The organism is Streptomyces sp. NPDC002853, from assembly GCF_053591915.1.
The window spans coordinates 527,415-543,926 of sequence record NZ_JBSFUS010000002.1; the positions used below are offsets into that span (position 1 = coordinate 527,415).

Below are 16,512 nucleotides of genomic sequence, written 5' to 3' on the forward strand. Positions count from 1 at the left end.
GGAGGCCCGTCATGTTGAAGAAGTGGCGGCTCCACCGGTCCGCACGGCGGGTCAAGCCCGGGGACGGGCGCCCACTGAAGCGCTTCCGCTGGTGGCAGATGACATTCCGCGCACTGTTCTACCTCCGCCTCACCCACGAGGACGGCCGCCAGACGCTGTACGCCGTCGACGTCAAGCATGCGGGGAACAGGTCGACCGGCGAAGTCGAAGCCCACCTGTACCGCGATAGCAGGCAGCACGCCCTATCCAAGCTCCCTGCCTACTTCCCCGTCCCGGGCGGCACCATCGAGGTGAAAGGCAGCGGCTTCGGGCTCAAGCGCTGCCACTACGTCACCGCCACGGGGACCGAGCACCAACTCACCCCGGACCGCGCCTCCGCCGAAGGACGCCGTGCGTATCTCGACGCCGCACACCCCGCGCTGAGCCGCGCGATCGGCTTCCTCTCGTCGATCATGCTCGTCATCGCCCTGGCACTCCTGTGCGTGCATCTCGTCGAACCCCTCACTGAGGTGGAGCCCATCGCCCGGCGCGTCGGGACTTTCACCTCTCCCGTGCATCTGCCGACCTGGCTCAACATCGCGATCGGTGTCGGCACCGCGGCGGCCAGCACGGAGCGGGCACTGCGGCTGCGCTACCACTGGCTGCTCGACGGTGGGGTGGGCTGAACTGATCTGCGCTGCCCGTCCCGAAAATGTCTCACCTCACCCGGTACCGGATAGCCTCACCACGCATCATCCTGTTCACCAAAGCTGATAAGGAGCGCCTGACGTGGCATCCAGGGGCCAACAACGCGTGATCTGCGACCGTTTGGGCATCCAGGCCGAGGCCGCGGAATGGTGCACGCTCGACAAGATTCCCGCACCCCCCGCCGACGTACTCCAGGCGGCCGGGTCACCGCGGCTCCGGCCGGGACGGATGCCCCTCCTGGAAATGCTCGGCACCGTGCTCATCGCACCGTTCATGCTGATCGCATTCCTGTTGTCCCTACTGTCGGGCGCAGAACAGGCCGTCATACGGGCCCTCTCCACCAAGAGAGAGAGGGAGCGGCGCCGGGAGAAGCAAGCCGACAACAAGCGGCGTGAGGCCCTCATCGTCGAGCAAGGACTCGACCGCGTCTTCGACGGCAACTGGCATGGACGAGCGGGGCAGTTCCTGCTGCGCTGGTACACCCACTCCACCTGCGACGCGCGCCTGGTCCTCCTCACCAAGGACGGCATCACCCTCGCCGCTCCCCCGGTGCGCGCCGTCATGAACCGGGAAAAGCACCTGAAGGTCATCGCCCGGCTGACTCCCCAAGAGGCCAGCCTGATCGACCCCTTCCCCTACGAGTACGAGACACGCATGCTGCTCATGACCTTCAACGACGGGACATGGCTGCGCATCGAGACGGGCGACACCCACAGCGACCTGCACAAGCACCTGCTCCGCCAACCCAGCCTCGACCACTGACTCCCCCGCCCCAGCCCGTTCGGCCCCCCCCACCACGGTCAGATCCCTACACCGGGCGCATCGGCCACGCCGGTGACCGGGCATTCATCGTGCAGAGCGCAGGCAGCGAAGGCTGGGCCCTTGACCCAGCCATCTCCCGTGGCGCCGAGATACTGATCTTCGACCCACGGCCCGATCCCCCGAAGCTCGTTTCGCGCCCAGTTCATTTGTCCGTCACCGGCGCTCAGCCCCGTTGATGCAGCCCGAAACCCCTGCGCCCCGCAGGCTCCAGTCCTTCCTTCAGGTGCAGCGAAGGTATCTCGTAGTCACCGAAGTTCTGCTTCCGGAACGCGATCGGGTCGGTCGACTCCAGGGTGAGCAGGCGCTGTTCCCAGGCCTTGGCGACGTAGGGGTACTCCTCGTCGGTCAGCCGGTCGGTGCCGTACAGCACGAACGGCGGCAGCACCTCGATGCCGGGGTAGTAGAGGATGCCGTGCTGGATCGGGAAGAGCAGATCGTCGATGGGGCCGTTGATCCCGCGGGCGGCGTAGTGCGATTCCGGGCCGCCGGCAGTCACCGACAGCAGGGCCCTGCGGCCCGCGAGGGTTCCCTCGCCGAAGCGCTCGCCGTACTTGGTGTCGCTGTGCTCACCGACGCCGTAGGCGAAGTGGAAGGTGAACACCCGGTCCACCCAGCCCTTGAGGATCGCGGGCATCGTGTACCACCACAGCGGGAACTGGAAGATGATCGTGTCGGCCCACAGCAGCTTCTCCTGCTCGCCGCGGACGTCCGGGGTGAGTGCCCCGGCATCGAAGGCCCGGCCCGAATCCCGCGCGACTTTCAGCGGACTTGAGCCGTGGGAGCCGTAATCCGCGGCGTCCACGACCGCCTTCCAGCCCATCGCGTACAGGTCGCTCACCCGCACCTCGTGCCCGGCGTTCTCCAATGTGGATACCGCGAGGTCCTTCAGCGAGCCGTTGAGCGACTTCGGCTCCGGGTGGGCGTAGACGATCAGCGTCTTCATGAGAACTCCTTCGGATCGGATGCCTTAGATTCTGGACACCGCGGCGCACGGCGTTCAGGGGCGCCGCTTCCGTCGGACGGGACTTCCTGGTAACGGCAGTACCACCTTCACCGGCGACGCCGAGGCCATACTGGAAGGCATGGACGATCTGGCGAGCTTCCTGCGGACCCGGCGTTCGAGGGTCGACCCGAAGGCGGTCGGCATCCCCACCGACAGCCGCCGCCGGGTCGCGGGGCTGCGCCGCGAAGAGGTCGCGCACCTCTCTGGAGTCAGCGTCGATTACTACGTGCGCCTGGAGCAGGGCCGCGCGACCCAGCCCTCCGAGCAGGTCCTCGACGCGCTCGCCCGCGTCCTGGGCCTCGACGAGACCGAACGAGGGCATCTCCTGCGGCTCGCCCGGCAGCGCCGCCGGCGCGCGAAGGCGCCGGGCGGTCGGGTCCGTCCGGAGATCCTGCGCGTCCTCGACCTCGTCGCCGACGCACCCGCGCTGATCATGGACCATCGCCTTGACGTGCTCGCCGGCAACCGCCTGGCCGGGCTCCTGTTCGGCCGGCCGCTGCCGGGCCTGAACACCGCCCGGCACATCTTCCTCGAGGAGGCCGAGCGCGGCCTCTACGCGGAATGGGAGAGCTGCACCCTCGACGTGGTCGGACACCTGCGCCTGGCCGCCGGCAAATACCCCGAGGACCCCCGCCTGGCCTCGCTCATCGGCGAGCTGGCGATGGGCAGCGAGCGCTTCCGTCGCCTCTGGGCCCGCGCGGACGTGCGGGCCCGCACACATGGCCGCAAGGTGTACCGGCACCCGCTGGTCGGACTCCTGGAGTTGCACCAGGAGAACTTCGCACTGCCCGACGCATCAGGCATGGAGCTGCTGGTGCTGACCGCGGCTGACGACAGCCCCGCCGCGGACGGGCTGCGCCTGCTGGCGGGGCTTGGCACAACGGGCGCGAACAGCGGCGACACGTTTCCCACGACGAACGCGCAGATCCGCGACTAACACCGACGCTCACGAGTAACGGCGCTCACGACTAACTCAGACGCTCAGACGGATACCGGGCGGGAGAGATGATCGGCGTCGAGGATGAACGCCATGCTGTCGTCCATCGGCGGCAGATCCAGGACCGCTCGTGCGGCGGCCTCGCCGAAGACCGGTGCGTTCTTGAATCCCTTGCCGGAGAACCCGGCGCAGACGAAGACCGAGGGCATGCCGGGGTGTTCGCGCATGAACTCGATGCGTGAGTGCGTGTAGGCCTCGAAGTAGGCCTGGGCACGCATCGGGTAGTCATCCAGCATCGGGAAGAGGTCGCGGACGACCGCGCGGATCGGCTCGAGGTCCTCGTCGGCGATGCGCGGAGGGGCGGTGTCCGGGGACTCGACGGGCAGGTGGTCACGAAATCCCACGCCGAGCTTCATGGCCAGGCCGTCCGCGGTCGGCAGCCCGTACGAGTAGTGGGGTTCGGTACGCAAGTAGGGGAGCATCCCATCGAGTGTGCTGCCTGCCCTGGGCAGGTACCACGAGGAGATGAGGCGCCGCGTCGCGAGGTAGGGGGCCATGTCCGGCAGGAGGGCGGCAGTCCATGCGCCTGCCGCGACGACGACCCGGTCGTAGCGTTCCGTGCCGTTGCCCGCCACGATGTCGACCTGGCCGCCGACTTGGTCGATGGCGGTGACACGGCATTCGCGCAGGATCCGCGCGCCGCGTGCGATGGCCGCATCCGCGGCGGTACGCACGGTGCGTTCGGGGAAGATGATGCCGGCCCCCTTGTCGAGGACGGCGATCTCGTCCTCGTGCAGCCGGTACTGCGGGAAGCGGAGCTGTGCCTCCTCGCGAGTGAGCACCTCGGCGCGGTCGCCGAGCAGGGCTGCGCTCTCGAGCGCGGTGTGCGTTGCGGGGCTGGCGGTGCTGCCGATGGCGAGGGCGCCGGTCAGGTTGCGCAGCGTGCGCCCGGATTCCTCTTCGAGCTCATGCCATATGAGGTCCGACCGCCCGGTGATGGGCAGGTACTCCAGGTGTTCCACGTCGATATGGCGGAACAGTCTGGTCTCGCCGCCGGCGGCTCCACGTGAGTGACCGGGGCTGAAGAGTTCGTAGCCGGTCACGTCGGCGCCGAGCCTGGCGAGTTGCCAGAGCGTCTGGGCACCGATGGTTCCCGTTCCGATGACGGCGATGCGCGGAGAGGGCATGTGGATCACATCTCGATCGTCAGGCGCTGGATATGCGCACTGTCGCATGCCGACGGTTCCATTTTCTCCGGTGCAGCGGGGCCTTGGGACCTTCCTGCGCCAAACCCTCACGTGACCAGCAGCAGACACGTGAGGGTCAGGCGTGGCCACGCATCACGGATCGGCGGTCACGAAAGTCGCCGTCACGGTCCGGGCGTGAGGTCGTCGGGACGCCCGGCCTTGACGCGGGACCACTGGGGAATGGGGCGCCCGTTGCTCCGCAGGGGCTGGGCAGGGGGTACGTCCTTTTCCTGCGGCCAGCCCGGGGGCGAGTCCTCCCACAGCTCCTGTCGTCCGTACACGGTGAGGTCCATGAGCGCGTAGCTGTAGTCCATCTCCTCCACGCCTCGCAGCGTCGTCCAGTACGTCTCGTAGACACGGTCGCCATCCCGCAGATAGCAGACCAGATGCATCATTCCGGCATGGCGTCCGACCAGGAGCTCATCCCGCGACGGGAAGGCCGAGTACCACGGCACCTCCCAGCCCATGAACTCCTGATAGCGGCGGCTTTCCTCATACGGGCCCTGACAGAAGACCGCGTAGGTGATGTCGCGGGAGTGGAGGAAGGACAGCTCCTGCACCTGGGTGGTCACCCAGGTGCAGCCCTCGCACTGCCCGGCCGCGTCGTGGCCCTCGTGCCACATGAAGTAGTAGGCGATGAGCTGCCTGCGGCCTTCGAACGCATCGAGCAGCGTGACGGGCCCGTCCGGTCCGGTCACTTCGAGGTCGGCGGGTACCTCGACCATGGGCAGGCGGCGCCGAGTTGCGGCGATCGCGTCGCCTTCCCGGGTGTGCGCCTTCTCGCGGGCCCGCAGTGCGTCCAGTTCGGCCTGGAAGGCGGCCCGGTCGGTCACCGGCGGCAGCGCCGGCGCACGGTCGGGGCCCTCCCTCCTGCTTTCGTGCTCGGTCACGATCGTGTCCCATCGTCGTAAGCCATCAGACATGAGGCCTGAGTCTTGAGGCCCCAGTCGTGAGGCCTCGTTCGCCTCCCGTCAGGCGGAGGCTTCTGGAGCGTCCGGGCCGGGGCGCTCCGCCAGTTCCTTGACCCGCAGCAGGCGGGTGTCCCATGAGCGGCCTATTCGGTCCAGTTCCCGGGCCAGCGCGCCGAGCCGGGCGCCGACAGCGAGGTGGACGACCTCTCGCCCGCGCTGCTCGGACTCGACCAGGCCAACTTCGCGCAGCACCTCCAGGTGCTTGCCGATCGCCTGTCGGCTCACCGGCAGCACCCTGGCCAGCGCGGATGCCGACATCGGGCCTTCACCGAGCCGGGTGAGGATCTGCCAGCGCATCGGATCGCCCAGCGCGGCACACATGACGGGGAGGGCGACCGTCACGGCTGCGCCGTCGGGATCGGCGCGGAGTGCTCGACGAAGACCTTGGCGGCCTGCAGTTCGGTGAGCCAGCCCTTGTCGTTGCCCTCGCGTTCCTTCAGCCACGTGGCCGGGTCATCGGCGAGGCCGGAGAATCCGCTCTCGACGACGCGCAGCGTCACCCCGCCTCCGTCCCGCTCGTCGATCCAGAACTCCACGAGTGTCGAGGGAGTCGACTCATCCCGGAAGGGGGTGCCGATCCAGCGGAACGCGGCGTACCGCGGCTTGTCCAGCGTCACGGTCCTGAACCGGCACTCGCCCAGCGTCGGATGGCACACGACGGTCACGTCGCCCTCGTCCCGCAGGTCCGGGTCGGCGTCGACCGCACCGTCGTTGACGAACCATCCGGGGCGTGCAACCAACTCCCAGACCCGCTCCGCCGGGGCGTCGATGTCGATCTGCCGCGCGATCCGGTCGAGCTCGGTGAGTTCGGTGTCGGTGTAGGTGGTGTCGTTCATGGCTGCCTTCCCATCTTCTCGGGTCAGTCCGGGCATCGGAGGTTCGGGGCGACCAGGGGTGTCGGTGGGCCCCGCCCGGAGGGCGAAGTCCGCCACCGGGCGCTCACCGCCTGGCCCGACGAGGCTGTCTGCGCGTCCTGCAACCCAACCATTGCACATCGGCGCACACTACTGCAACCCACGGGTTGCAGTAGTGCCGCGTCACCCTTCTGGGCCCGGCTCCGCGGCTTGTGGCGCAGTGCCCCTCATTGGGACCATCTCCGCATGTTCGAATTGTTCCCCGAGGTCGGTCTCCGGCTCCCTGGTTGCGCCGGCACCCTCCGCTTCGGCATGGAGGAGCGCACCGCCCAATGGGCCGTCGCCACCATCGCGGACGTTCGCGATGGCTGGGTCTGCGGCGCCCGGTGGGCCTTCAGCGCGCAATACCAGGGCCTGACGCTCGAGGCATACGGGGACACCACTGACCGCCGCGACGGACGTCAGAGCTCCCCTGGCCTGGCCGGCATCAACCTCGCCCGCGACCCCTTCACGCTCGCGGGGCCGTCCGCCTGCCCAGTTGTCCTCCGCGACATCAACCTCTTCGGCTACCCGACCGCCGAGGTCTCGGATGCCCTCGGTGACAGCCTGCCCCCGACGCTTCGGCTCAGCGGCGACGGTCTCTACCTCACCGGTCTGTCGCTCCACGCGGCACCCGTACCCATCGAGAGCTGATCACGTAAGGGCACCCACACAGGTAGGCGCGCCTACGCCACGTCGGCCACACCCCCGCTCGACGGCCGAAGCCGCCGGACCCGCATCACTCCCGCGGGTCCGGCGGCTCCATCTACGGGTTCGGCTGTTCCTTCCCGTCGCTACTCGTAGGGAATGACCACCACGGTGTCCGCGGCCCCCGTCTTCAGCTTCGCCGTACCGCTGCCGATGGCGTTCCAGACCTCCAGGCGGACGCTGCCGCCCTTCAGTTCACCGAGGCTGCCGGTGGCGGACTTTTGGCCCTTGGCCTGGGTGTACTCCTCCCAGCCGGCGACCGGGTCGCTCGCGAAGTATTGGTAGGTCTCCACGCGGTCGTAGGTCCCGTCGCCCGTCAGGTCGTAGGAAACGCGGGCTTGCTGGCCGAGGGCGACGGTCGTTCCCGCGTCGACCTGGAGCCGGAAGCTGGTCGAACTCCCGGACTTGACCTTGCCGTTGACGTTCTTGATGACGTAGGTGAGGGGCTGGTGCGGGCTGCCGTCGTGGTTGGCGCCGCCGGCGGAGGCGATGGTGTCGGAGCCCGCGGTGGTCGAGGTGGAAGTGGTGAGGGCACCGCCGGTGGAGAGGCGGAAGGTGTTGCCTGTGGGCGGGTCGGTGGGCTCCTCCGGTTCCTCGGGGGCGGTGCCGTTGCCGGTGGCCGTGGAGCGGGCCGGGACGTTCAGCTTGCCTCCGTCGGAGAAGGTGACGGTGACGGACGAGGAGGTGTAGTTGTGGGCGGCGTAGGTACGGGTGGTGCCCTTGGTGAAGACGGCGGAGGTGGGGATGGAGCCGGTCACCGAGGGGGTGGGGGCGCCGAGTGCGTCCAGGGTGGTGAGCCAGTGGTAGGTGTGGGCCTTGGACTCGCCGGCCTCAGGGGTGTAGGAGCCGTTGCCCGCGTCCCACTTGGACTTCGCGGCGGCGGGATCGGCGAGGGACTGGAACTCCCACAGGATGTCGCGCCATTCGACGGCCGGTCCCCCGTTCTCGCGTTCCATCTCGGCGAGGTTGCGCTTGATGGCGGCCGGGTGGGCGGCCAGGTGCAGGGAAGAACCGGAGGTGATGGGCAGTGCGTTGATGCCGTGGATCTCCTCGGGGTTGGCGGTCCACCAGGTGGAGTAGGCGCCGCCGCTGCCCCAGACCATGCCGACCGTGTCGTGGCCGAAGCCGGAGGGGAAGACCTGCTCGTCGGCGTCGAACCAGTACTGGGCGATCGCTTCGGACTCGGTGGTCAGGAGGTGAGAGCCGAGGTCGCGCAGTGAGGCGTCGCCGGTGGCCGAGCCCCACAGGACGAGCGCGGCGCTGAGCTGGGTGGACTCGGAGGACGACTCCTGGTTGTTGCCCGCGGCGAAGCCCTGGTGGCCGGAGGCCCAGCTGTGGCCGGCGTAGACGTCGAAGCCACGCAGGAAGGGGTAGGCGGAGTCGGTGCGGGAGGGGTTGGCGGTGTCGCGGATCAGCGTCTTGACCATGCCGCCCCAGGCGGAGTCGGCGGCCCAGGCCTGGTCGTACTGGGCGACGATGGCAGCGGCGTAGATGTAGTAGCCGTAGTGGAAGTGATGGTCGTTCAGCTCGGCGTCGCTGCCGTACGAGGCCGGGTAGCCGATCAGGGTCCGCCAGTCCTTGTCATAGCTGAACTCGTGTCCACCCCCTGCCGTGAACCACGCCTGGAGCTTGCCCTTCAGCAGGCCGATCAGCTTGTCACGGGTGCCGGTCTGCCCTATCTGGTCGGCAACGGGGACCAGTTGGGCGAGCCGGCCAAGAGCCTTGCCCGTCCAGTACGTGTCGGTCGCGCCGTTGAACGGATCGGCGGCGTTCGCGACATCGTTGAGGTAGCCGGTGAGGCGGGCCTTGTCCACGGCGGAGACGGACGGCAGCGTCGGCAGGACCGGGGACGCTTTCTGGGTGGTGGAGAAGGAGGTGCCCTCGCGGACCTTCATCGTGCCGCGCGGGGAGACGTAGGTGAGGTTGGTCAGCGCGGAGTCGGTGGCCTGCCACTGGTGGCGGTAGAGCGCCTGGAGGGTGCCGGTCTCGGTGCCCTCCTTCGGGGTGGTTTCCAGGGCATAGGTGGCCTTGGTCTGGCCGGATGCCGTCGAGGACCAGGAGACCTTCGAGCCGGTGACGAAGGAGTACGCGTACTTCTTGAATGTGGCGAGGTCGCCGGTCGAGGGCAGGACGGCGACGGAGAAGTAGTTCTTCGCCGAGGTCAGGGGCGCGGTGAGGGTGGAGCCGGAGATGGTCCAGTCGGTGCCGGAGGGGGCGAAGAGCGCGTAGTGGTGACCGCCGACGGTGATGCCGATGACGTTGCCCTGGTCGGAGAAGACGGTGGGCGCGTTGGCGGTGGTGACGCGGGCGTCGCCGCCGGACCCGGTGGCGTAGACGAAGGGCAGGCCGTGGCCGATGGTGGTGCGCAGGGTTCGGGTGCCGTCGGACCAGTAGGGGGTGACGGTCCAGTCGGACCAGGAATCGGCTTTGGTGTCGGGCGAGTTGAGGCCGGTGAGACCGAGGGTGAGATCCCTCTTGTGCGCGTACTCGTACTGGCGGCCGTCGCCGACGACCGCGGCCGAGGTCGGGTAGCCGACATCGAGGCCGCCTGAGGCCGCCTGGTAGGTGAGGGGGTGGCCGTACATCGGGGTGGAGTACGGATTGTCCGGGTAGCGCTGGAAGGCGAGCGAGGACCACCAGTCGTTGGTGGGTACGGGCTTGTCCTTGGCGGCGGCGGTGACCTTGGGGGTGACGGCGCCGCCGACGTTGTTGGTGGGACCGACGGTGCCTGCGGGGCGGGTGTCGGAGTAGCTGCCGGAGCCGACCGGGACGGTGGCAGCGGAGGCGGGCGCGGCCGCGAGGGCGACCAGGCCGGTGGCGGCGAGCGCGGCCGAGGCGAGGCCGGCGACGGTGCGTCTGAGGGGTGGCCACACGCGGGACGCGCGGCGGTTGGTGGGCATGGGAGGCAGCTCCTCGAAGTCTTGACCGGACGGCCTGCTGAGAGCGCTCTCAGGCGCGGTGAACGTAGGACTCCCGAAGGGAGGGTGTCAATATCCGTGACAGAAATGGGAGTTGACGATCACGCGGTGAAACGTTGAGTACATGAGATGACGCCACATAGGTGTGGCCTCCAGGCTTCCCGGAGGCCACGTCCGGCCGCGCATTGCCGCGTCTCGCCACATCCTGTCCGGCAAGTTGCTCAGCCGCCGGCGCGCAACGCGTTGATCACGCGTACCGGGTCAGCATGGGTGGCGGCTTCGCTCAGTTGGTGACGAGCGCGCCTGCGGCTCCCATGGTCAAGGCTGCCTGGGTGAAGCGGTCTTCCCGAGCTGACGGGGCACAAGAGCTGGGGCGAGCTCGCGCCATTCGCGCTCCGGCAGAGCCGCAGGGTCGGCGGTCAGTACCTGCAGGCACACGTGGTCGGCTCCGGCGTCGAGATGCTGTTGAACGCGTCGGCGGATCGCGCCCGTGTCCCCGTAGGCCACGATCGCATCCACCAGCCGGCGGCTGGGTCCGCCGACGATGTCCTCGTCGCCGAAACCGAGCCGCCGCACGTTCGCCTCCTGGTGCGCCGCAGTGGAGACGTACGCGGCGACGTGTGCCGTGGCCACCTCCCGCGCCCGGCCGAGGTCGGTGTCCAGTACGACGGCCTGCTCGACCCCGAGAAACGCGTGCGGCCCCATGATCTGACGTGCCCGCGCGGTGTGCTCGACCGGCACGAAATACGGGTGCGCCCCCCAGGCGTGTTCGGCGGCCAGCGCAAGCATCTTCGGGCCGAGGGCGGCCAGCACGCGGCGCGGAGCCGGGTCGGGTATCGGGCCATGGGCGGGCACGGCGTCCATGGCTTCCAGATAGGTGCGCATCGTGGTCACCGCTCTGCCACGGGCCGGCATGGGATAGCCGTCCAGGTGATGCACGGTGTCGTCGACCCGGTGCCCGCCGAGGCCGAGTACATAACGCCCGGGGAAGGCCTCGCCGAGCGTGCGCGCCGCGGTTGCGGTGGCGATCGGGTCGCGGAAGGCGATATTGGCGATACCGGATGCGACGGAGATGCGACGCGTCGCCGACAACAGCAGCCACGCCTGGCCCACGGTGTCGCGGCCGAACGATTCCCCGAACCAGATGGCTCCGTACCCCAACTCCTCCAACTCCGCGGCCGATTCACGCACAACCCCGGCGGGCTGTCCTTCATAGGCAAAGGTCCAGATCCCGACCTGGCCGAGCTCGCTTCGTGTGCCGTCCGGCATTTGCGCTCCTCACGCCGACATTCCGGAGAACCTCTCCGGTAAGCGTCCGCTACGATACGGAGAGGTTCTCCGCTTGGCTATACCGTGGAGAAGTGGAACATGCGGAGGATGCGGAAGATGACGAAGGGCAGGAGGCCACGACGATGAGGCCCAAGGACAGCCGTACCTCCGCTCAGCCACCGCGGCGCACCGACGCACGACTCAACCGGGAACGCCTTGTTGCCACGGCGTGGGAAGTGTTCGCCGAATCCGGCCCCGGAGCGTCTCTCAACGAGATCGCCCGCCGCGCCGGAGTGGGGCCCGGGACTCTCTACCGGCACTTCCCGAACCGTTCGGCCCTGCTCACCGCCGTACTCAGAGACCGGGTCGAGACACTGTGCGAGCAGGCGGAAGTGCTGCTCGGCTCGGACTCCGCCGACGACGCCCTGGCTCAATGGCTGCGCGCGTTCCTGGCCCATGCCCGCGCCAACCACGGCATGGGGAGCGCTTTGATGATCGACGAACCCGGCGCGCTGAGCCTCGACTGTCATCAACAGATCCTGGACGCGGCGACTGCTCTGCTCACGCGGGCTCAGCAGCAGGGCGCGGCTCGCGTCGACCTGGCCGCCGACGACTTGGTGCAACTCGTCGTCGGAGTTGCGCTGTCCACGGCCCACCGCCCGGACCCCGAACAGTCCGAGCGGCTGCTGGCCCTGGTGCTCGACGCCGTATACGGGAAACCGCACCGGGGCAAGTGAAAGCCGCCTGCTCCGCACGCGCGAGGGGCCGGCCGGTGCGTGTCAGCTCGTACGGGCGTCGCGGGCATCGCGGGTGTCGCGGGCATCGCGGTCACGTCGGCGAGGACCGGGTGGGGAGCCCGGCAGCCCCTTTTCGGGCAATCCCCGTCCGGTCGCCGTTCAGGTCGCACCGACCGGTCATTCTTGGGATGCTTGTGCAACTCCCCTACCTGTAACGGGAGTTGGCCAGTCAATCCTTCGGCCGGAGGAGAACACCGTGGACCGCACCGGCGACCATCCCTCGACACCGAGTCACGGCAGCGACACCAGCATCGAAAAACAGGACGACGGCGCTGCAGGACTCGCCGTACCCCGATCCCGCGCAACGGAGAAGCACCGTGACGTCGCACGCATCTTCCGGGACATCGACACCTTCGACCCGGGCAAGTTCGTCGCTCACCTCACCAAGGACGTGGTGTTCCGCTTCGCCAACAGCCCTGAACTGATCGGCCGCCAGGCGGTACGGCAGGGCGTCGCCGACTTCTTCGCCACCATCGCCGGACTCTCACACCGTCTGCTGCGCACCTGGGAGATGGGCAACACCGTCATCGTCCAGACCGAGGTCACCTACACCCGGAAGGACGGCAAGCAGGTCACGGTGCCCAATGCCGACATCCTCACCTTCCACGGTGACAAGGCACAGGAGTGGCGCATCTACATCGACCTCACGCCGGTGTACGCCGACTGACCGACCATTCCACCCCTGGGCCCGGCGCAAGGTCTTGGCGGTTCGGCGGGAAGGCGGCAGGGTCCTGAGGCTCGGAGTCGTGCGGGCCACACCTGGAGACGCACCTGGAGCCGCAGCACCGTCCGTACCGTGCCCGCGCGAAGCCGGTCAGGAATGCATAGGCCACCGGAATCTGACAGCGGGAGACTGAGGCGGGCAGTACCGGCCGCACTAGCTCCCCTACGGCCGGTCCCGCCTCGACCGTAGCGGCCGGCGCCGCGGGAGCACCGAGGCGCGCTACGGGAGTTGAGGGCCGATGGCATCGCAGTCGCGCTCGGCTGGGCCTCGATGCCGTCGGCTACCGGCAGCCTTCCCCGGGCACAGATACTCAATGCCCGCCACCGACATCTCGGAGCGCCCCTTCCGTTTCGGCCATCTCCACGGGATGCGCGGATTGGGCGTCACCGTTCGCATTCTGCACGGGAAGCGGCAGCACTGCTTACCGGTACTCAGGGGCGGTACGCGGCTGTCGCGGTCTCGACGAAGGATCGGATCAGCGGGTTGGTGTCACCCTTGTTCCACACCGCGACGACCCGGCTCGGCACCATGTCGACCAGCGGGACCACGGCCAACTCCGCGGGCAGGTCGTGTCCGAGCGGGGCCAGGCCGACCGTGCCGCTCCACAGCACGGCCTGCAGGCATTCCTGCACGGCTCGCACGACTGGACCCTCACGCGGCGTGCCGCCGTTCCAGTACGACTGCCAGATGGGGTCGGTGCCCGGCGGGAACTGGAACCAACGGCGCTCGCTCAGCTCAGCAAGCCGCAACTGGTCGCGGCGGGCCAGCGGATCGTCGGCGCGCAGAACCGCACCGACCGGATCGGCCCGTAGCGCGCGAACCGTCAGGGCGGACTCGTCGAACGGCGCGCGGGTCAGGGCGATGTCGACCAGTCCGGCGCGCAGCCCGCACGTCGGGTCGGTCAGGTCGGTGTCGCGGATGCGGATGTCGATGCCGGGATGGCTTCGGCGGTAGGCGGCGGCCAGCCTGCTCACTCCCGGGTCGGTGCCGTCGCCCAGGATGCCGACGGTGATGGTCGCGGCGCCGGCCGCCGCGCCTACGCGTGCACGGACTCGCTCGGCATGGTGCAGTAGAGCCCGCGCCTCGTCGAGCAGCACCATGCCCACCGACGTGAGCGTGACGCCGGTGGGCGAGCGATCGAGGAGCAGGGCCCCGACGTCGGCCTCCAACTGCTTGATCGCCCGGCTCAACGGCGGCTGACTCATGTGCAGTCGGGTGGCGGCCCGGCCGAAGTGACGTTCCTCGGCGACAGCAACGAAGTAGCGCAGGGTTCGTAGCTCCACGCTGCAACGATACCCACCGGGTATGGGCGCCGTGAGATGGGTCTTGGACACCGGCAGCGCCCTGGCGGTGGACTCGTGAGCATGACCGAAGACGCAAAGCACACTGAGCCGCAGGCCGTCCCCGCCGTATCGGTGGTGGGTCCCGGCGACGGCGAGACGATCGTTCTGGGCCCCACACGTATGCGCGTTCTGGAGGACGGCAGCCACACAGGTCACCGCCTCGCGATCGCCGAGTCCGTCCTCGCCCCGCACACCCAGGGACCACCGCAACACCGCCATGCCCAGCACGACGAGGGCTTCTACATCCTGTCCGGCACCGTGCGGTTCGCCGTCGGGGACGAGGAATACGACGCCACCACGGGCACGCTCGTGATGGTTCCGCCCGGCACCCCCCACACCTTCGCCAATCCGACGGACCAGCCCGCCGTCATGCTCAGCACCTTCACCCCCGACTTGTACGTGCAGTACTTCCGGGACCTTCAGGAGGTGCTCGCCGGTGGCCGGCCGCTGACGCGACAGGCCAACATCGAGGCGATGGGCCGATACGCGACCGAGCCTGCCGCCGATTTCCTCTGAACCCGCCGGGTGGAACGGCGATTTCTGGACATCAGCTCAATCGACCGGTCACTGTCAACCGGTGACCCATGAACGGGAATCATGAACATCGTCTACTGGATCGTCGCGGGGCTGCTCGCGTTGTTCTACTTGTACGCGGGCACGCTGAAGGTGATCCGCAGCCGCGATCAACTCCGACCGATGATGGCCTGGGTCGACCGCATGCCCTTGCCCGCCGTCAGGGCTCTGGGGGCGGTCGAGATATTCGGCGCGATCGGCCTGATCCTGCCCTTGCTGACCGGCATCGCGCGCTGGCCGGCGACGGCCGCGGCAATCGGTTTCGTCCTTCTGCAGACCGGTGCGATCGCCGTGCACCTGACCGGGGAAGACCGTCGGATCGCACTCAACTGCGGGCTCATTGCCGCGGCGGCCGTGACCGTTTGGCTGTCGACCATGCTGTGATCGAGCACAGTGCTCAGCCGGGGGTGCGAATCCAGTGCCACGTAGATGCCGTCCTTGTGCAGGAAGCTGGCGGGGGCATCGCCCAGCGGGATCACCAGGCTTCGTCGCCCCCTGATGACAGCGGCGCCCACGTGTACCGGACGGGCACCCCGCGGCGGTGGAGCCAGGCTGTCTCGTGGCGCCGGAGTTCGTGCGCGGACTCCGGGGCGATGGCGCTGGGCCAGCGGACGAGTACCGCGGTCACATGGCCCTTCTGTACGAGCTGGCGCACACGTCGCCACCCGCTGCGCTGGGCCGGGTCGGGCTCTCCGTAGGTGTCCGTGACGACCTCGGCGATGGTCAGACCCCGCTCCTCGGCGAACGCGTGCCCTTCTGTCCGCGCGCACTGCGTGGCCGTCCCGTGTGCGCCCGGGGTTCGGTCGGCGCATACGTAGAGCACGACGGGAGGCGAGGTGTCGCCGGGGGGACTCATGGATGCCTTCTTTGAGGGGGTCGAGGAGGGGGCTCGCCGCGTGGAGGGATCGGCTTGATTCCGTCCCGTCGCGGCCGGGGCGGGTGCCGCCTGCGGTACCGACCAGTGCGCGTGGCCGGGGGTCAGGGGCAGGCCGTCAACTCGGCCCACACGACCGTGCCTTCGGCTCGAGTGGAGTGCGCCGAGCCCCAGCGGTCGGCGAGTTCCTGGACGAGGAACAGGCCTCGCCCGCTCTCCTCGCAGGAATCGGCTCGGTGCTCGGGCGGGCGGATCGGGGTGCGGCCCGCGTCGTGGAGTTCGATCCGCAGGCGCTGCTCGCCGCCGGTCAGCGTGAGCCCGCACAGGACCTGTTCGCTGTCGGTGTGAAGTACGGCGTTCGTGGTCAGCTCCGAGACCAGCAGTACCGCGTCGTAGCAGGTGGCGCCGGTCACTTGCCAGGCGCGCAGCCGGTGGCGAACGGTGTCGCGGGCGGCTCTTGCACTGGTGCGCACGGCGGGCAGCCCGAACCAGTACTCGCGTCGCGGCACGGCCGTGGCCGAGCCGACGGACGGAGCGGGGGTTGGGCGCGTGGGCAGAGTCACGAAATTCGCCTTCCAGGGCCTGTCGCGGGGCAGGCGCGGTGTGGGGGTACGGAATGCGGCTCGAGCAGTGCGAGGCGGGTGCCCGGTCAGGTGCCCTGCGCCTGTGATGGCGTGGCGACGAGGGCATCACCGTCCCGCATCCGTCGGGGACCGGATGCTGCGGCAGGGCTGTGACGCGACCGT

General features: G+C 68.9%; 18 protein-coding genes. 8 read left to right on the forward strand and 10 right to left on the reverse strand.

The genetic code is table 11. The annotated features are described in order from the left end of the window. Positions 1-11: 11 nt before the first annotated feature. Together ACWD02_RS06965 and ACWD02_RS06970 are read left to right on the forward strand one after the other, a co-directional pair. Entirely contained in the window at positions 12-665 is a 654-nt protein-coding gene (locus ACWD02_RS06965; protein ID WP_451205375.1) for a hypothetical protein, read from the forward strand. A 103-nt stretch (positions 666-768) separates the two neighbouring features. Next, positions 769-1,449 (forward strand): hypothetical protein, encoded by a 681-nt coding sequence (locus tag ACWD02_RS06970; RefSeq protein WP_451205378.1) that lies wholly within the window; start codon positions 769-771, stop codon positions 1,447-1,449. A gap of 223 nt (positions 1,450-1,672) precedes the next feature. Here the strand turns inward: ACWD02_RS06970 and ACWD02_RS06975 are convergent, their stop codons facing one another. Beyond that, positions 1,673-2,452, reverse strand: a complete 780-nt coding sequence (locus ACWD02_RS06975; protein ID WP_451205381.1) for an NAD(P)H-dependent oxidoreductase — start codon at positions 2,450-2,452, stop codon at positions 1,673-1,675. 139 nt (positions 2,453-2,591) lie between these two features. Here ACWD02_RS06975 and ACWD02_RS06980 point away from each other — a divergent pair, with 139 nt between their 5' ends. Continuing rightward, positions 2,592-3,449, forward strand: coding sequence for a helix-turn-helix transcriptional regulator (locus ACWD02_RS06980; RefSeq protein ID WP_451205384.1), 858 nt, complete (start codon positions 2,592-2,594; stop codon positions 3,447-3,449). A 44-nt stretch (positions 3,450-3,493) separates the two neighbouring features. Here ACWD02_RS06980 and ACWD02_RS06985 read toward each other — a convergent pair whose 3' ends face one another. From ACWD02_RS06985 to ACWD02_RS07000, 4 genes are all read right to left on the reverse strand, one after another. After that, positions 3,494-4,636 (reverse strand): FAD-dependent oxidoreductase, encoded by a 1,143-nt coding sequence (locus tag ACWD02_RS06985; RefSeq protein ID WP_451205386.1) that lies wholly within the window; start codon positions 4,634-4,636, stop codon positions 3,494-3,496. A 182-nt stretch (positions 4,637-4,818) separates the two neighbouring features. Beyond that, positions 4,819-5,586, reverse strand: a complete 768-nt coding sequence (locus tag ACWD02_RS06990; protein WP_451205389.1) for a DUF899 family protein — start codon at positions 5,584-5,586, stop codon at positions 4,819-4,821. 81 nt (positions 5,587-5,667) lie between these two features. Next, a complete protein-coding gene (locus ACWD02_RS06995) occupies positions 5,668-6,009 on the reverse strand; it encodes an ArsR/SmtB family transcription factor (RefSeq protein WP_451205393.1) in 342 nt (113 codons plus the stop codon). After that, a complete protein-coding gene (locus tag ACWD02_RS07000; RefSeq protein WP_451205396.1) occupies positions 6,006-6,503 on the reverse strand; it encodes an ATPase in 498 nt (165 codons plus the stop codon). The genes ACWD02_RS06995 and ACWD02_RS07000 overlap by 4 nt, the downstream gene beginning before the upstream one ends. Before the next feature lie 264 nt (positions 6,504-6,767). Between ACWD02_RS07000 and ACWD02_RS07005 the strand changes: the two genes are divergently transcribed. Beyond that, positions 6,768-7,214: a hypothetical protein gene (locus ACWD02_RS07005; protein WP_451205399.1), complete on the forward strand. Its 447-nt coding sequence runs from the start codon at positions 6,768-6,770 to the stop codon at positions 7,212-7,214. Between the two features lie 140 nt (positions 7,215-7,354). On the opposite strand, the gene ACWD02_RS07010 is transcribed toward ACWD02_RS07005, so the two are convergent. Both ACWD02_RS07010 and ACWD02_RS07015 read right to left on the reverse strand, forming a co-directional pair. Next, positions 7,355-10,168 (reverse strand): glycosyl hydrolase, encoded by a 2,814-nt coding sequence (locus ACWD02_RS07010; RefSeq protein ID WP_451205402.1) that lies wholly within the window; start codon positions 10,166-10,168, stop codon positions 7,355-7,357. Positions 10,169-10,504: 336 nt separating this feature from the next. Beyond that, positions 10,505-11,455, reverse strand: a complete 951-nt coding sequence (locus ACWD02_RS07015) for a TIGR03620 family F420-dependent LLM class oxidoreductase (protein WP_451205405.1) — start codon at positions 11,453-11,455, stop codon at positions 10,505-10,507. A gap of 143 nt (positions 11,456-11,598) precedes the next feature. Between ACWD02_RS07015 and ACWD02_RS07020 the strand changes: the two genes are divergently transcribed. Next, a complete protein-coding gene (locus ACWD02_RS07020) occupies positions 11,599-12,192 on the forward strand; it encodes a TetR/AcrR family transcriptional regulator (protein ID WP_451205407.1) in 594 nt (197 codons plus the stop codon). A 256-nt stretch (positions 12,193-12,448) separates the two neighbouring features. Next, complete coding sequence (locus tag ACWD02_RS07025; RefSeq protein WP_451205410.1) at positions 12,449-12,919, forward strand: nuclear transport factor 2 family protein; 471 nt, start codon at positions 12,449-12,451, stop codon at positions 12,917-12,919. Between the two features lie 488 nt (positions 12,920-13,407). Here the strand turns inward: ACWD02_RS07025 and ACWD02_RS07030 are convergent, their stop codons facing one another. Beyond that, positions 13,408-14,259, reverse strand: coding sequence for a LysR family transcriptional regulator (locus tag ACWD02_RS07030; protein ID WP_451205412.1), 852 nt, complete (start codon positions 14,257-14,259; stop codon positions 13,408-13,410). An 81-nt stretch (positions 14,260-14,340) separates the two neighbouring features. Here ACWD02_RS07030 and ACWD02_RS07035 point away from each other — a divergent pair, with 81 nt between their 5' ends. Both ACWD02_RS07035 and ACWD02_RS07040 read left to right on the forward strand, forming a co-directional pair. Continuing rightward, the gene (locus tag ACWD02_RS07035) at positions 14,341-14,835 is read left to right on the forward strand and encodes a cupin domain-containing protein (RefSeq protein ID WP_451205415.1); all 495 of its coding nucleotides are present in this window, start codon (positions 14,341-14,343) and stop codon (positions 14,833-14,835) included. A gap of 81 nt (positions 14,836-14,916) precedes the next feature. Next, the gene (locus ACWD02_RS07040) at positions 14,917-15,276 is read left to right on the forward strand and encodes a DoxX family protein (RefSeq protein ID WP_451205418.1); all 360 of its coding nucleotides are present in this window, start codon (positions 14,917-14,919) and stop codon (positions 15,274-15,276) included. 91 nt (positions 15,277-15,367) lie between these two features. Here ACWD02_RS07040 and ACWD02_RS07045 read toward each other — a convergent pair whose 3' ends face one another. Both ACWD02_RS07045 and ACWD02_RS07050 read right to left on the reverse strand, forming a co-directional pair. Then, positions 15,368-15,748, reverse strand: a complete 381-nt coding sequence (locus tag ACWD02_RS07045; protein WP_451205421.1) for a hypothetical protein — start codon at positions 15,746-15,748, stop codon at positions 15,368-15,370. A 122-nt stretch (positions 15,749-15,870) separates the two neighbouring features. Further along, the gene (locus tag ACWD02_RS07050) at positions 15,871-16,329 is read right to left on the reverse strand and encodes an ATP-binding protein (RefSeq protein WP_451205424.1); all 459 of its coding nucleotides are present in this window, start codon (positions 16,327-16,329) and stop codon (positions 15,871-15,873) included. Positions 16,330-16,512 lie beyond the last annotated feature (183 nt).

Excerpts from the sequence above, each read along its gene's own strand:
- ACWD02_RS07010 (WP_451205402.1), bottom strand. The coding sequence starts at position 10,168 with ATGCCCACCAACCGCCGCGCGTCCCGCGTGTGGCCACCCCTCAGACGC.
- ACWD02_RS07005 (WP_451205399.1), top strand. The coding sequence starts at position 6,768 with ATGTTCGAATTGTTCCCCGAGGTCGGTCTCCGGCTCCCTGGTTGCGCC.
- ACWD02_RS07000 (WP_451205396.1), bottom strand. The coding sequence starts at position 6,503 with ATGAACGACACCACCTACACCGACACCGAACTCACCGAGCTCGACCGG.
- ACWD02_RS07020 (WP_451205407.1), top strand. The coding sequence starts at position 11,599 with ATGAGGCCCAAGGACAGCCGTACCTCCGCTCAGCCACCGCGGCGCACC.
- ACWD02_RS06975 (WP_451205381.1), bottom strand. The coding sequence starts at position 2,452 with ATGAAGACGCTGATCGTCTACGCCCACCCGGAGCCGAAGTCGCTCAAC.
- ACWD02_RS06980 (WP_451205384.1), top strand. The coding sequence starts at position 2,592 with ATGGACGATCTGGCGAGCTTCCTGCGGACCCGGCGTTCGAGGGTCGAC.
- ACWD02_RS06985 (WP_451205386.1), bottom strand. The coding sequence starts at position 4,636 with ATGCCCTCTCCGCGCATCGCCGTCATCGGAACGGGAACCATCGGTGCC.
- ACWD02_RS07015 (WP_451205405.1), bottom strand. The coding sequence starts at position 11,455 with ATGCCGGACGGCACACGAAGCGAGCTCGGCCAGGTCGGGATCTGGACC.
- ACWD02_RS07035 (WP_451205415.1), top strand. The coding sequence starts at position 14,341 with ATGACCGAAGACGCAAAGCACACTGAGCCGCAGGCCGTCCCCGCCGTA.
- ACWD02_RS07045 (WP_451205421.1), bottom strand. The coding sequence starts at position 15,748 with ATGAGTCCCCCCGGCGACACCTCGCCTCCCGTCGTGCTCTACGTATGC.
- ACWD02_RS07040 (WP_451205418.1), top strand. The coding sequence starts at position 14,917 with ATGAACATCGTCTACTGGATCGTCGCGGGGCTGCTCGCGTTGTTCTAC.
- ACWD02_RS06965 (WP_451205375.1), top strand. The coding sequence starts at position 12 with ATGTTGAAGAAGTGGCGGCTCCACCGGTCCGCACGGCGGGTCAAGCCC.